Here is a 10,900-nt window from a genome sequence, read left to right as displayed (position 1 = left end):
CAGGATTATTAATGAAGAGAAAACCTATTGTAAGTGCACTTTTGTTAGCCCTATTTGGCGCTGCGTCTGTTGCAAATTCAGCACATGCTGCTAGTTATGAGGTGCATGTACTACCTCTAAGTGATGTATCACAAAGGCATTTTGGTACGTCGATTGACAATACCGGCTTGAGTTTGGTTACTGCACGTGACCTATTTAATCAACCGATTGACTTAAGCCTTTTAAATATTGATGATGCTCCTTTGACCGATCCTGACGCGGCTGCAGCAGGGAATTTCAATGATTTTGATTATACTTTGGTGATCGACCAATTATTACAAGCTCGAGCGTCACTAGGCACAATTCAGCCTGATGCTAGGTTTCAAAAATTAGCATCGGATATTGGATATAAAACGGATGGTACAGATGTAACATACGTTAACGGTTTTGATTCAGAAATGGACGGTACCGATGGCTTCACGTTTTCGTCAAATGTTCGCCTGACGGATTCGGCACTTGGTACACATGTTATTGGCAATATGGCCGGACCATTTTCTAGGGTTGATTACGTAAATGAAAACGATGAAGCACAATTTTTTGTTGTTAATGAGTTTTTGAATAGAGCATTTGTGCAAGTTGGCGATAGGGTTACGCCTTTAGCACCAGGCAATATTGACGGTGGCGGCTTTAGCGAAGCTTATCAAATAAATGCGAACTTACAGGTAGCTGGTGTTAGTTCTGTTGCCAGTGCTGAATCACTTCAAGAAGCCTTGGCGCTTTGTTTAGACGACGAACAACGGGGTGACGTTCCTGTTGAGGTTTGTGAATATGTAAGATTTAATCAAGCCGATACAAGATCTACATTCATTGCCGGCCTAATATATGACAATCTCGATTATGAAACTAAAGCTACCCTTTGGCAGTTAGATGCAGAGGGTAACATAGTATCGACACAACTGTTTGATAACTTATATGAGCCGGATGAGTTTAGTGATTCAAATCATTCAAGAGGACTCGACGTAAACAACGCAGGAGTGATGGTTGGGTTTTCAAGTGTGCTGGTGATAGAAGATCGCCCTCCTGGCCCTGTTGCGGCTATATTTGAAAACGGTGTGACGACAAGATTATCTGATGACGACGAGTTCTTACCAAGTTTTGCGACTAATATTAACGATAATAACTATATAGTTGGTTATGTCGGACAATTTATTAACGGTGCACCAAGGAACAAACTTTTTACTTTTGATCGCAATACTAATGAGATGAATGTCGTTCAGGGCTTTTTCGTTGGCTCAGCTACTGTTCCTAGAGCGCTAAATAACAATAATATTGTCGTTGGCGATGCGGAATCGGAAGCATCTATATCCTCGGCGCAACGCCCTAGAGTGGGTTTTATATATGATATAGAAAGTGATACCTTTACGGATTTGAATACATTGTTACCCTGTGATTCTCCTTATAAAATTGTTTCAGCCGTTGATATTAACGATAACAATGAAATCATTGCTGACGCCTTTACTACTGTGCCTCGAAAGAATGCCAGAGGTGTTGTGATAACTGACGAAAGTGGTGAGGCCCTAACGTTGGATACTGTTGTCAGTGTAAAACTTAGCCCAACAGGAAATACACCTTCAGATTGCGCCGAAGACGACAGAGTTTCCCGAGAGCGGCAAGGAGCGTCATTTAGTTTTTGGCTTTTAGCCTCTTTGGGAACAATTGTGTTTTTCCGTTTTCGCCGCTGAATTATTAGTTTGGCACTGACAGCATGTCAGTGCCTTATACACGATTACTTTTAGATATTAGGTATTATCCAAGCTTGAGACGCCGAGTCATCGCATGGCTTAACGAATACATTGTTTAGATCCCTTGTTAAACACCAGTTATTGCCAGTTATTAAAGTAACCGGGGTCGGCACGCTTGTTGGTGACTGGTATACAGATGTGCCGATCTTCCATTTTTGATTTCCTCCACCATTGCAATCCCAAGATATGACGTTGTCGCTTCCACCGTGATCGTCAAGGCATTGTGAAAGCACCGATATCGGTGATGTATTGTGAAATACATTAATTGATATTTCATATGTGTTATTAGAAACACTTTTAAACGTCCATTCATTTCCTTGCGGTAGCTGCGAAGAGGGGGCTGCACAGGGAGTTAATAAGACGTTTGAAAAGGTGTTTAAGGGAGTAACACATTTTTGAATTTCCGTTTGAGTGAGGCTATTCGGATTGTAGTTATATGCTCTAATAGCTGAGTCAGCATTTACAACAGAACTAAATGCAACTAAAAATGACGAAGCAATGAAGCTTAGGGTTCTAAAATTTCTCATATTTCTTTCTTTTAAAATGATTAAATGTGGAGTTAATACTCCACATTTACTATAGTACAGAGTGTTACTTAAAAAATGAATTAAGAAACGAACTTATATTGTACTTTTAACAAAACTTTAATAGATTGAAGTATGTTTAACTACTGAATAGTAGTAACTTAAGCGATAAATCGGTATGGCTTTATTATTTTTGTGGTTGAATAAAACTGAAAAAGTTCAGTAATATTTTGAAAAACTTAAATTTTTTGCTTAATAACTTTATTTACTAAAAAACAATTTTTTAGGCGAAAATGATTCAAATCACAAACATATAAATATCAGTCACTTATATATATTTATAATACGACATACCTATACAGTATTGCATTCATAATTTCATCGGAGTATTACTAAATACGAGTTCAACATTAATCGGAGAAATTCGTTTATTCAAATACTCACCTTACAATAACCAAGAGAGGTAAACGATGAAAAGACAAAAGAGAGATAAATTGAGTAGAGCACATTCTAAAGGGTACCAAGCTGGTATTAATGGACGTTCAAAAGATGTATGTCCATTTCAAACGTCAGATGCTCGCTCACAATGGTTAGGTGGTTGGCGGGAAGCGCTATCAGACCGGCAAATTGGTTTATCTCTTAGGTGATGTAACTGATAAATTCGAATTAACTTTAAATACTAAAAGCCCTTGCCTGTTGCAAGGGCTTTTAACTTGTAAAGAGCATGCTATTAAAAAGATGAAGTATCTTGAAACAAGCCTACTTTTAAATCCTTTGCTGTATAAATTACACGTCCATCAACTGCAACACTGCCATCAGCCAAGCCCATGTATAGTTTACGCTTGATAACGCGCTTAAAATCGATTCTGTAAGTGACTTTTTTCGCGGTAGGTAAAATCTGTCCTGTGAATTTAACTTCGCCTACACCTAATGCGCGTCCTTTGCCTGGGCCACCTGACCAACCAAGGAAGAAACCCACAAGCTGCCACATTGCATCTAAACCTAAACAGCCAGGCATTACCGGGTCACCGGGAAAGTGGCAATCAAAGAACCAGAGGTCGGGTGTGATATCAAGTTCGGCTTCTATATAGCCCTTATTGTTTTCACCGCCTTCTTCATAGATAGAAGTGATTCTATCCATCATTAACATATTTGGTGCGGGAAGCTGGCTATTACCTGGGCCAAATAGTTCGCCCGTGCTGCACGACAGCAAGTCATCTCTGTTAAAGCTATTTTTCTTTTCGGTCATTTTGATTACTTATATTAAAACTAGGACGCTAATCTAGCGTACACTTGTACGCTAAACAACTCTGAACAGTCAATTTATTTAAATATCTTATATATTGTGGATGTATTCATTGTTTGCTGACAGATGAACAACTAATATATTGCGTAGATTTCAGTTCGTTATTTTTTGAAAAGAGATTTTGGGTAAATGGCAAATAAAAAGCTTGTAGCAAATGCAGAAAAGCAAAAGCGCTTTAGAGAGAAGCAAAAGGCTTTGGGTAAAAAAATGGTGCGCGGCTATATATCTCGTGAAGCACAAGAAGACTACAAGCTAATTTCAGAAAAAACAGGTTGGACGGATAGCGAAATTTTATCAAATTCGTTACGCATAACCTATGCAGCGTATAAAAATGGACAAATCCGTTTTTTGAATAAATGGATTCAAGATGACGAACGTAAGCGTAGACTTAAACGCAGTATCCCTGATACTTCCTCATTAGGAGAGGATGAGTCATAGGCCAGTAGTAACAAAGTCAAAGTACATCGCCACAGTGAAGGTTGTATTATTTTAGGGGATAGTTACAGTTGTGACGCGATCGAGGACTTACTAAGAAGGAGCTGAGTGCCTGAATAGGATACGTTTAGCCTCTACTCTAACGTCATCGCGTTTTTTGAATGTCCATAGTTTCTCCCTTGCAATTTTGGCGGATTCTTCTATGAATAGGCAATACACTAGCTATCCAAATCAGGTAAGTATCTATTGATGCTGTTACAAATTAATCTATAAAACCGATCGATTTTTGCTGTGATTAAGTACCAAATGCTATTGAATGAATGGAGGTAGCAATATACATGGCAACAGCATTGGTCTGGTTTAGACAAGATTTGAGAATGGCTGATAACCCTGCACTATGCGCCGCTTGCGAGTGCATTAATACATGTGACGATAGCGGAACCAAAAACGAGATTATTCCTCTTTATATATACGACACATCACTTGAGGAGCAAGCAAGCTTGGGCGGCGCTTCTAAGTGGTGGTTGCATCATGCCTTAAACGATTTAGCTGCGCGCTTTGATAACAAATTAATTGTTAGAGCGGGTAAACCCTTAGATGTGATTCAGTCGCTTTGTAAAGACTACGACATTGATGCCGTTTACTGGAACCGCATGTATGAGTCATGGGCGCGTGAACGAGACAGCGAAATCAAAAAAACGCTTAAATCAAATGGCATTGAAGCAAAAAGCTACAACGGTTCTTTGTTATGGGAACCGATGGACGTACTTAAAAATGACGGCACGCCTTATAAAGTGTTTACACCTTATTATCGAAAAGGGTGTTTACGCAGAGCAAGCCCCCGATACCCGCTACCTGAACCAAAGTTCACATTATTTCACACGCTAAAAAGTGAAGCTGACAGTGCAATATCACGCTTAAATTTACTACCGAATATTCCGTGGGACGACACAATTAAAAATGTGTGGCAAGTGGGTGAAAATGCAGCTAAGAATAAGTTGAAGAATTTTATTGGTTCAGCCATTCAAGCATATACCGATGCTCGCAACTTACCTGCGGTGAAAGGAACTTCGCAACTGTCACCGTACCTACATTTTGGTCAAATTTCTCCTCATCAAATTTGGTATGCGGTACATGATGCATTTGGTGGCGATGTGTCTCAGCAAGGAGTAGATACTTATTTAAGTGAAATTGGCTGGCGTGAGTTTTCGTATTACTTACTCTATCACTTTCCGCAAATGCCGCACCAAAACTTCAATGCAAAGTTTAATAAGGTGACATGGCGCAATAGCGAGTCTGATTTTAAGGCGTGGATACGAGGAAAGACTGGCGTACCTATTGTAGATGCAGGTATGCGAGAACTTTGGCAAACGGGTTACATGCATAACCGTGTGCGTATGATTGTCGGTTCATATTTAGTGAAGAACCTATTAATTGACTGGCGACGTGGCGAACGCTGGTTTTGGGATTGTCTTTTAGACGCGGATACTGCGAGTAATGCTGCTAGTTGGCAATGGGTGGCTGGTTCTGGCGCTGACGCTGCACCTTATTTTCGTATCTTTAATCCTATTCTCCAAGGGGAAAAGTTTGATAAGCAAGGAGAGTATGTTATGCAATTCTGTCCTGAGTTATCTAAGTTACCACAAAAATATATACACAAGCCGTGGGAAGCCTCAGATGATGTGCTTGCGGCGGCTGGAGTCACATTGGGAAAGCATTATCCCAAACCCTTAGTCGATTTAAAGTTGTCACGCCAACGCGCACTGGATGCATTTGCTGCAATGAAAGAGGAAGCGTCTGACTAAGGGGCGTAAGTTTTCAAGTAACGCTTACGAGCTAACTTCTCACGACTTAACCGTTACCTTCTAGTGAAAACACCCACTTGACGGCTAAACCGACAAGCAATGCTGCGGTGATGCTCAGTAGTGTGCCCAGCATGATGTACTCAGTGAGTTTGCGGTCTTTTTGTTGTCGCATGTCACCAAACCTAAATACGCTTTTTGCCGCCAGTAAAAAACCAACACCAGCATATTGACCAACTAATATTAAAATGAGCACCAAATAACGTTCCAATATGCCAATAAGTTCGCCGGCATTCGCTAACCCTTTTTGTGTTTCATCTTTTTCAAATGCCTTTGTATAGGGCGCTAAGCTTAAATAAATAATAAAAGATAAGGGTTTGCTTAAAAAGATGAATGCTGCGAATACGGCAAGTACTTGAATATCTAAAAAGTCTTTAATTGCGGCACTTGCTTGCGTGTACGAAATCCCGGAAAGCCAAACACTTACTAAAACTAGAATAATGGCATGGGCAAACTGGTCGATTAAAAAAGCACGAATGGAAAACACTTGATAGGTCTTCCAGATATCAATTGCATAGTGGGATAGTACAATCGCCGCCAACGCCATAAAATATGTCACTGAGAGGCCATCGAGCAAAATTAACAGCAATATGGCGTTAAACGCTAAATGCACCAAAATGTGTTTAAACAGGCCGATGCTTTTTATCTTATGTTTTATCTTAGACGCTATCCATGCATCACGTTGTAAAAAAAAGTCAGCGATTAAGTGCGCTATAAATAGCGTTAAAAAGATGATCACTTTGTATCTTCCTTTAATATTTCATCATTTTTATGCAAAAGTGACTGGATGTTACGTTCGTAGGTATCGATAAACGCTTTTACAAGTTCGCTATTTGCTCGTTGCAAATGTGTGTTCACGTTTTGTCTCGACATTTTTAGTTTGTCAGCAATCATTTGATGCTCAGGAAATCCAAGTTTGATGTACCAATATAGCGTGTCTGCTTGTTTACGCGTTAGGCCGTTTAGCAAAGTTTGTAAAAATTGACTGGGTAATGCCATGGTGATATATGAATTTATAAATTCAACCGTGTAGCCTGCACGCTTTTGCTTATCCAATTGTCTACCAGACGCAATAAATACCTCTCCCATTGTGTCGCTTACATCTTGTTTACCAATAATAATTGATTGTGTGAGCAACACACTTTTGTCTGGCAAGGTTGTGAATACCGCTAGCCGAGTGAGTAAGCTAGCTCTGACTGTATGCTCAGGCGCAGAATAACTGACTTGATAAGCGTCACCTCTAAAACGCTGAAAATTATAATTAAAGGCTTCGCGGTTATCGTTTAACTCATCGTCAATACTGTCACTTATCAGTGAAAAGCTAGCCTTATCCAATTTAGTAGAATGGACTATATCTGTCGTTTCAACCCCAATAATCATTTGACAAGCACCCAAAGAATGTAATTATATTTATAGTAGTATGTTTATAGATTAAAGCAAATGAATTTGTTTGCTTTTGTTTTTAGAAAACAATCCCGTTTGCTTTTAGCATGGCTAATACGTGTATTTGCCTTTTTGTCCGTTTTTAATTCCAGCTATCTACAGGGAAGTAATGATGTCTAGCCAGTTTAATCAGCATATGTTGTGGATAGGTCCACTTTTGGCGCTATTCACGTATGCTGTTTGTGATTATAACGGTATGCCATATATTGCAGCGGTCACCGCGGGTATCGCTGTGGTGACAATTGCTTGGTGGGTGACAGAAGCATTACCAATCCCTGTCACCTCTATTGTTCCGTTTGCCTTACTTCCACTTTTTAACGTACTTAATCATAAAGATGTATCTTCTGCGTTAGGCAGCCATGTCATATTGTTATTGATGGGGGCATTTATTCTCTCAAAAGCCCTCGAAAAGTCTGGCGTACACCGTCGCCTAGCGATTTTAATGATTAAGCTCATTGGTACATCTAGTCAAAAGCGCATGGTATTTGGTTTTATGTTGGCTACCGCTGTTATCAGTATGTGGATATCAAATACCGCAACTGTGCTAATTATGTTACCAATGGCATTGGCATTACTAGCAAGTGTAGACGACAGAAAGCTTAAGGTTGCCTTGATATTGGGTATCGCGTATGCATCGAGTGTTGGTGGTTTAGGCACACTAATTGGTACACCACCAAACGTTATATTCGCTGGCCTATATGAAGCGCAAACGGGCGAAGAGTTTAGTTTTGTTACTTGGATGATGATTGGCATACCCTGTGTACTTGTTGCTATTCCAGTGATGAGCCTTTGGTTAACGCGCAATTTATCTGGGCCTTTTCAAGGTGGGTTGCCAGCACAAGGTGAATGGCGCAAAGAAGAAATTCGTACATTAATTGTTTTTTCCATCGCGGTAATAGCATGGATCACCAGAAAGGCGCCTTTTGGTGGCTGGAGTGAACTATTTAGTATCACTGATGCTGGCGACGCGACTGTTGCATTGGCCGCTGTCGTAGTTATGTTCATGATTCCAAATGGAAAAAAGGGGAGGTTACTTGACTGGGAGACCGCCGTAAGTATTCCATGGGGAATGTTACTCCTGTTCGCTGGCGGCATAGCCTTAGCGAAAGGTTTTGGTGCGTCGGGTTTAAGTGAAATCATTGGGCATGCTCTATCAAGTTTTACTCAGTTCCCGTTAATTATTACGATCCTTCTTTTGTGCTTATGCGTGACATATTTAACGGAAATTACAAGCAATACAGCGACCGCTACTTTATTGATGCCCATTTTATATTTGGTGGCAATTCAATACGGAGTTGACCCGGCGGTACTTATGATTCCGGCAGCAATGGCGGCAAGTTGTGCCTTTATGTTACCGGTAGCAACGGCACCAAATGCGATTGCTTATGGTACGAACGAAATAGACATTAGTGACATGATTAAAGAAGGGGCGGTATTAAGTTTCGCGATTTCGATATTAGTCGGCTTACTTACTTATAGTCTGATGCTTTACGTACTATAATTACGCTAACTTGACATACAGCACTTTATCGCTGCCATTCGTTACAGAACAATACATGTGAGATACATGCAAAAAGACATAAAAATTTATGTGGACGCCGATGGCTGTCCCACAGTAGTTAAAGAGATAATTTGTCGCGCTGCGGAGCGTCAAAAAGTATACACAATATTTGTTGCTAATCATTTTATTAAACTGCCGCCGTCAGCATACACGTCTTCTTTGCAGGTGCCTGCCGGTTTTGATGTCGCAGATAATGAGATAGTTAAACTCTGTGAGTTAAACGACATTGTTGTGACATCAGATATTCCACTCGCGGATGAAGTTATTGATAAACAAGCTCACGTAATTACGTTTAGGGGAGAAACCTTAGATAAACAAAATATTAAATCTCGACTAAATACGCGAGACTTTATGGAAACCATGCGGGCAAGTGGGGTGCAAACTTCAGGGCCTGCGCCCTATGGGCAACGAGATAAAAAAGCCTTTGCAGATACCTTGGACAGGATGCTTGCAAAAGCTTAATGCCGATTAATCGTGCGAGCCTTTGTTTAGTAAGCTAATCAAACTGGAGGTGTCGTATCTGCCACCGCCATTTGCTTGCACTTGCGCATAGAATTGGTCTACCAAGGCTGTTATTGGCAAACGACTATTATTTTGTTTGGCCTCATCTAGAACGAAACCCAGATCTTTACGCATCCAATCCACCGCAAAACCAAAATCGAACGCATTCTTCACCATTGTTGAGGCGCGGTTTTCCATTTGCCACGATTGAGCAGCACCTTTGCTAATCACGTCAATAACTTTACTTGTGTCTAAGTCGGCTTGTTGAGCAAAATGTAAGGCTTCAGACAAGCCTTGAACGACACCGGCAATGCAAATTTGATTCACCATTTTGGTTAACTGTCCATTACCAGCATTTCCCATTAATGCATGTTTAACCGCGTATACGTCAAGTATTTTTGATGCCTTTGAATAGCTTGCTTCTTCACCGCCAAGCATGATTGTTAGTTTGGCATTTTCAGCGCCTGCTTGGCCGCCGGATACTGGCGCATCCAGAAAGCTCAAGCCTTGTGCGGTTGCCGCTGAATATAGCTCACGTGCCAGACCTGCTGAGGTAGTGGTGTGATCAATCAATGTACTGCCTGATTTCATTTGTGAAAATACGCCATTTTCACCATACGTAACATTGCGAACGTCATCATCATTACCCACACAAAGTAAAACAACATCTGCATATTTTGCTGCTAATGCTGGTGTGCTAGCTGCTCGCCCTTTGTAAGCATTTAACCAACGTTCCGCCTTTTCTTGGGTGCGGTTAAACACGCAAACGTCATATCCAGCATTTGCAAGATGACCCGCCATAGGGAAACCCATGACACCTAAACCAATAAACGCAATTTTCATGTACCTTCCTGATGATAGTGTTTTAAATATAAAGTCGTGGCAAAACAACTTTTGTATTACAGCTTTTGGATTGCTTCACATGCTTGTTCAAAGAACGCATCACTTTTATCAAATTTTTCTGAAGCCTTAACAATCAACATCGCGCCTTCTAATAGTGCCAAGGTTTGAATTGCTTTCTTTTCAGCCTCAAGTGTAGTGCAGTTGCCTGACGCTACATAGGCATTGGTTAGCCATTGAATGTTGCGATTAAAAAACTCGGTGGTTTCCTGTTTAATTTTATCGGGTAAACAATCGGTTTCCGAGGCAAATACACCGCATAAGCACATACGTTTATCAACTAGAATTGCATGCCTAAATTGGTCGATATATATGTCAACTGGGTGCTTTTTATTTTCAACAAGGGAGTATGGATCGCCTAGCGCATTCATAAAATTGTCGGTGTAATATCGCGCTAATTCAGCACCCAAATCTTCTTTCGTCGGAAAGTGATAATGTACGCTAGCGCTTTTAATGCCTATTTTGGTGGCGAGCTCTCTAAAACTAAAATTGTTGTAGCCACCTTCTCGTACTTTGTTTTCAGCTTCCTTTAGTAAGGCGAGTTTAACTGTCATGCTTACCCCCTTGTTAGCATAATGAGTTAATAT

At 40.5% G+C, this 10,900-nt stretch carries 12 protein-coding genes; 6 read left to right on the top strand and 6 right to left on the bottom strand.

The window, feature by feature from the left end; genetic code table 11:
• Positions 1-11 precede the first annotated feature (11 nt).
• Positions 12-1,721 (top strand): DUF3466 family protein, encoded by a 1,710-nt coding sequence (locus tag QQK00_RS05255; protein WP_284216427.1) that lies wholly within the window; start codon positions 12-14, stop codon positions 1,719-1,721.
• A 50-nt stretch (positions 1,722-1,771) separates the two neighbouring features.
• On the opposite strand, the gene QQK00_RS05250 is transcribed toward QQK00_RS05255, so the two are convergent.
• Positions 1,772-2,308 (bottom strand): RICIN domain-containing protein, encoded by a 537-nt coding sequence (locus QQK00_RS05250; protein ID WP_284216426.1) that lies wholly within the window; start codon positions 2,306-2,308, stop codon positions 1,772-1,774.
• Positions 2,309-2,775: 467 nt separating this feature from the next.
• Here QQK00_RS05250 and rmf point away from each other — a divergent pair, with 467 nt between their 5' ends.
• Entirely contained in the window at positions 2,776-2,952 is a 177-nt protein-coding gene (gene rmf / locus QQK00_RS05245; protein ID WP_284216425.1) for a ribosome modulation factor, read from the top strand.
• 83 nt (positions 2,953-3,035) lie between these two features.
• Here the strand turns inward: rmf and fabA are convergent, their stop codons facing one another.
• The gene (fabA, locus tag QQK00_RS05240; RefSeq protein WP_284216424.1) at positions 3,036-3,554 is read right to left on the bottom strand and encodes a bifunctional 3-hydroxydecanoyl-ACP dehydratase/trans-2-decenoyl-ACP isomerase; all 519 of its coding nucleotides are present in this window, start codon (positions 3,552-3,554) and stop codon (positions 3,036-3,038) included.
• Between the two features lie 186 nt (positions 3,555-3,740).
• On the opposite strand from fabA, the gene QQK00_RS05235 reads away from it, so the two are divergent.
• Positions 3,741-4,049 (top strand): hypothetical protein, encoded by a 309-nt coding sequence (locus QQK00_RS05235; RefSeq protein WP_284216423.1) that lies wholly within the window; start codon positions 3,741-3,743, stop codon positions 4,047-4,049.
• Between the two features lie 329 nt (positions 4,050-4,378).
• Positions 4,379-5,851: a cryptochrome/photolyase family protein gene (locus QQK00_RS05230; RefSeq protein ID WP_284217569.1), complete on the top strand. Its 1,473-nt coding sequence runs from the start codon at positions 4,379-4,381 to the stop codon at positions 5,849-5,851.
• A 46-nt stretch (positions 5,852-5,897) separates the two neighbouring features.
• On the opposite strand, the gene QQK00_RS05225 is transcribed toward QQK00_RS05230, so the two are convergent.
• Both QQK00_RS05225 and QQK00_RS05220 read right to left on the bottom strand, forming a co-directional pair.
• The gene (locus QQK00_RS05225; protein WP_284216422.1) at positions 5,898-6,647 is read right to left on the bottom strand and encodes a DUF3307 domain-containing protein; all 750 of its coding nucleotides are present in this window, start codon (positions 6,645-6,647) and stop codon (positions 5,898-5,900) included.
• On the bottom strand, positions 6,644-7,288 hold the full coding sequence (locus QQK00_RS05220; protein WP_284216421.1) for a hypothetical protein: 645 nt from the start codon (positions 7,286-7,288) through the stop codon (positions 6,644-6,646). Before QQK00_RS05220 ends, QQK00_RS05225 begins: the two co-directional genes overlap by 4 nt.
• A gap of 172 nt (positions 7,289-7,460) precedes the next feature.
• Here QQK00_RS05220 and QQK00_RS05215 point away from each other — a divergent pair, with 172 nt between their 5' ends.
• Together QQK00_RS05215 and QQK00_RS05210 are read left to right on the top strand one after the other, a co-directional pair.
• Complete coding sequence (locus tag QQK00_RS05215) at positions 7,461-8,852, top strand: SLC13 family permease (RefSeq protein ID WP_284216420.1); 1,392 nt, start codon at positions 7,461-7,463, stop codon at positions 8,850-8,852.
• Positions 8,853-8,930: 78 nt separating this feature from the next.
• The gene (locus QQK00_RS05210; RefSeq protein WP_284217568.1) at positions 8,931-9,374 is read left to right on the top strand and encodes a YaiI/YqxD family protein; all 444 of its coding nucleotides are present in this window, start codon (positions 8,931-8,933) and stop codon (positions 9,372-9,374) included.
• Positions 9,375-9,380: 6 nt separating this feature from the next.
• On the opposite strand, the gene QQK00_RS05205 is transcribed toward QQK00_RS05210, so the two are convergent.
• Positions 9,381-10,256 carry an NAD(P)-dependent oxidoreductase gene (locus QQK00_RS05205; protein WP_284216419.1) on the bottom strand — a complete coding sequence of 292 codons (876 nt, stop codon included), beginning with the start codon at positions 10,254-10,256 and terminating at the stop codon, positions 9,381-9,383.
• A 56-nt stretch (positions 10,257-10,312) separates the two neighbouring features.
• The gene (locus QQK00_RS05200) at positions 10,313-10,867 is read right to left on the bottom strand and encodes a TetR/AcrR family transcriptional regulator (protein ID WP_284216418.1); all 555 of its coding nucleotides are present in this window, start codon (positions 10,865-10,867) and stop codon (positions 10,313-10,315) included.
• Positions 10,868-10,900 lie beyond the last annotated feature (33 nt).

It is taken from the genome of Agaribacter marinus (assembly GCF_030160655.1).
Taxonomy (GTDB): domain Bacteria; phylum Pseudomonadota; class Gammaproteobacteria; order Enterobacterales; family Alteromonadaceae; genus Glaciecola; species Glaciecola marina.
Note: the sequence above shows the minus strand (reverse complement) of the source record. Positions and strands in the feature narration are given on the sequence as shown.

Coding starts and splice junctions, on each gene's coding strand:
- rmf (WP_284216425.1), top strand. CDS start 2,776: ATGAAAAGACAAAAGAGAGATAAATTGAGTAGAGCACATTCTAAAGGG.
- QQK00_RS05255 (WP_284216427.1), top strand. CDS start 12: ATGAAGAGAAAACCTATTGTAAGTGCACTTTTGTTAGCCCTATTTGGC.
- QQK00_RS05250 (WP_284216426.1), bottom strand. CDS start 2,308: ATGAGAAATTTTAGAACCCTAAGCTTCATTGCTTCGTCATTTTTAGTT.
- QQK00_RS05220 (WP_284216421.1), bottom strand. CDS start 7,288: ATGATTATTGGGGTTGAAACGACAGATATAGTCCATTCTACTAAATTG.
- QQK00_RS05200 (WP_284216418.1), bottom strand. CDS start 10,867: ATGACAGTTAAACTCGCCTTACTAAAGGAAGCTGAAAACAAAGTACGA.
- fabA (WP_284216424.1), bottom strand. CDS start 3,554: ATGACCGAAAAGAAAAATAGCTTTAACAGAGATGACTTGCTGTCGTGC.
- QQK00_RS05235 (WP_284216423.1), top strand. CDS start 3,741: ATGGCAAATAAAAAGCTTGTAGCAAATGCAGAAAAGCAAAAGCGCTTT.
- QQK00_RS05215 (WP_284216420.1), top strand. CDS start 7,461: ATGATGTCTAGCCAGTTTAATCAGCATATGTTGTGGATAGGTCCACTT.
- QQK00_RS05205 (WP_284216419.1), bottom strand. CDS start 10,256: ATGAAAATTGCGTTTATTGGTTTAGGTGTCATGGGTTTCCCTATGGCG.